This window comes from Olleya sp. AS48, from assembly GCF_038900355.1.
In the GTDB taxonomy this organism is placed as follows: domain Bacteria; phylum Bacteroidota; class Bacteroidia; order Flavobacteriales; family Flavobacteriaceae; genus Olleya.
Map to the genome: position 1 here is coordinate 1 of NZ_JBBMRD010000026.1, position 2785 is coordinate 2785.

The following is a 2785-nucleotide window of genomic DNA, read 5'->3' on the forward strand; positions in this document are numbered from 1 at the left end:
AATCCTGGTGATACACCTGGAGAGATACCTTGTGGTATTGTACAGTTTTCTAACTCTACTACTGTTACAAATTCTGATTTAGAACATCCTGTATCATTAAATGTAACTTCAATTTCATACTCTCCTGCAGTTAAAACAGTATTTAATGATAAACCTGTTTGACCAGCAATCTCAACACCTTCGTTGTACCACTTGATACTTACTTCTCCAACTGTGTAATTTTCTGCTTGAGCAGTAATAGTAATTGGTGATGTTGCGTTTGGACAAACCTCATATGGTATATCTAAATTAAAAGTTGTTTCTGGTGTAGCATTAAATATAATGTTAAAGTCTGTAACTTTATAACAATCTGTTGCTACAACATTTTCAACTCTTACAAATATTGTTTCTTGATTTCCTGTGATAGTATAAGCCGAAGGGTTAGCTATTGCGTTATCTCCACTAATTGCGTCTGCTTCTAAGTTATGGTACGATACCACCACTCCTGTTTGAGTTCCTAATATAGTTGCTTCATTTTGTGTTAAATCAAACACATCATTTCCAGCACCATCATCACAAACTTCTAGGTCCATAGGTTGCGTTGCTTCTGGAGCAGCACTTACCATTAGATTAAAGTTAGTATTAGTTGATGCACAACCAGAATCACTTCCTACCGCATCTACATCTTCCACTCTTACATAAATAGTTGTACCGTCTGTAGCTGTATGAGGCGATGTTAATGCGCCAATTCCTGCCTGAGCATTTGCTAAAGCCGAGTAATATGTTACTACAAAATCCGCTGGATCTTGAGTTCCTAAAATTGTTGCAGTTTGACTTTCTAAATCAAACACACCGTTTCCAGAACCATCATCACAAACTTCTAATGCTGGTGCTGTTGTAGCTGTAGCTGAATCAAAGAAATTGATATTAGCAGTTAATGAAGATGTAAAATCATCACAAATTCCACCACCTACAATACATAAATATTGTCCTGAAACTGTAGCTTCAATAGTCGGAGAGTTTACTCCATCTTGATAAATACCATTAACGTACCAATCATAACTATCAACAGCATAAGCTGTTTCTGCAGTCAATGTAACAGATGTTGCTCCACATAAATTGATATCATCACTTGATCCTTCTGGAGCAGAAAGTCCTTGCTCAATTAATATTCCATCATAATCTAAAGCCACTTCACATACTACATCACAATTAGTACCATCTAAAGGACCAGATTGTTGTGTAAACACATAACTACCTGATTGTTGAGAGAAATTTGTAATTAAGATTATATAAATTGAGTTAGCTGGCACACCTGTTAATGTAATAGTCTCTGTTGCTGTAGCAGAGTAACTACAATCTGCAATAGTACCTGGTAACAGGTCAAAACATCCTGCCTCTTGACCTGGAAATGGTCCCCAAACTATAAAGTCAATATCTAATCCTGTTCCAGCTGCATTAGTTTGTGCTAATTGGAACACATAATCTCCTGCGTCATCAAATTGAATAGTATTCCATTGTGGATCAGGCTGACTTCCTAAACAATCGTAATCGATATAAGGAGGTGCTACTTGATCTCCTACAATACTAGGATAAAATATTGTTGGATCCGCACATATTGGTAAAGCTTCCGTACAATACGTTGGCACACCTAAAGTCTGAATACATAAATCAAAGTTAATAGTAGTTGCTGTTGTACCAGCAGAGAATACTCTGATGTAATACACATTACCTACAGTTAAGGTTGGTGTAATACTAGCATCATCTGTTGTACAGTATAACTGAGTTAAATCGTTACAGTCTGTACCTAGCTCATACAATGCATGGTCTACGTTAAAACCTCCTGTAACATTTAATATCTGAATTATTTGTTGATCACCTAATGCTGTAAATTGGTACCAAACATCATCATCTGCACTTGTAGTACAAGTACCTCCTGGTAAACCAGAATCAGTTGCTTCTATTAAAGTTCCAGAATTTACATCAATACACGCCTCTCCATTATTTACTAATGCAACTGTTGCGTTACATGGATTATCATTTACTGGAGGACATGCTGCTAATGAAATAGCACTACTAGTAATCACACAATTAATATCACTTGTATTAGATACAGTAAAGACAATATCTGTGTTAAAAGGATAAGGTCCAAACTGCTCTATTCCAGTTGCTGAAACAACTACTGGTGGATTACCTTGATTATCTTCAATAGATAAAGTTGTTGCGTCACCTAAAGATGTAATATCAACATCAACTAAAAACTGATCACCATTTGCACAATCATCAACCACAACAAATGTTGCGGTAGGATTAACACAAGTTGCACAAGTTACAGTTAAATTAATTGAAGTATACGTTGAGTTACTTTGACAACTACCACTTCCATCCGATTCTACAGCAAAAGAAATAGTATCTCCTGATGATTGGAATGTTAAACCACCTATTTGACCTCCTACACCATATGGAGTTGCTGCGTTTAAGTTAGTAACTCCGTCAGAATCTAATACAATAACTTCATCCCAAGAATTTTCTACTTGTCCTGCGTTAATTGTTAAATTAAGAGGTGTACCATCCGTAGATGTAAATGTAAATACATTAGTATCATTATTATCATAACAATAATCTATTGTTTGTGGTCCATCTGTAGCACAATCTAAAGTAAAGTTAAATTGTAATAATGTTGAAAAGGTAAACGGTCCAGCCCAAGTACTTGTATCTGCACCACAAACCGATTGTACATAAATCTCGTAATCCGTTGCTGGATTTAATCCTGTCTCTGAAATTGTGGTTGTTGTTACTAACGTAC

General features: G+C 35.8%; 1 pseudogene. It reads right to left on the reverse strand.

What is annotated here, in order from left to right:
- Positions 1–2785, reverse strand: a pseudogene (locus WNY60_RS15480) (hypothetical protein); the annotation flags it as partial.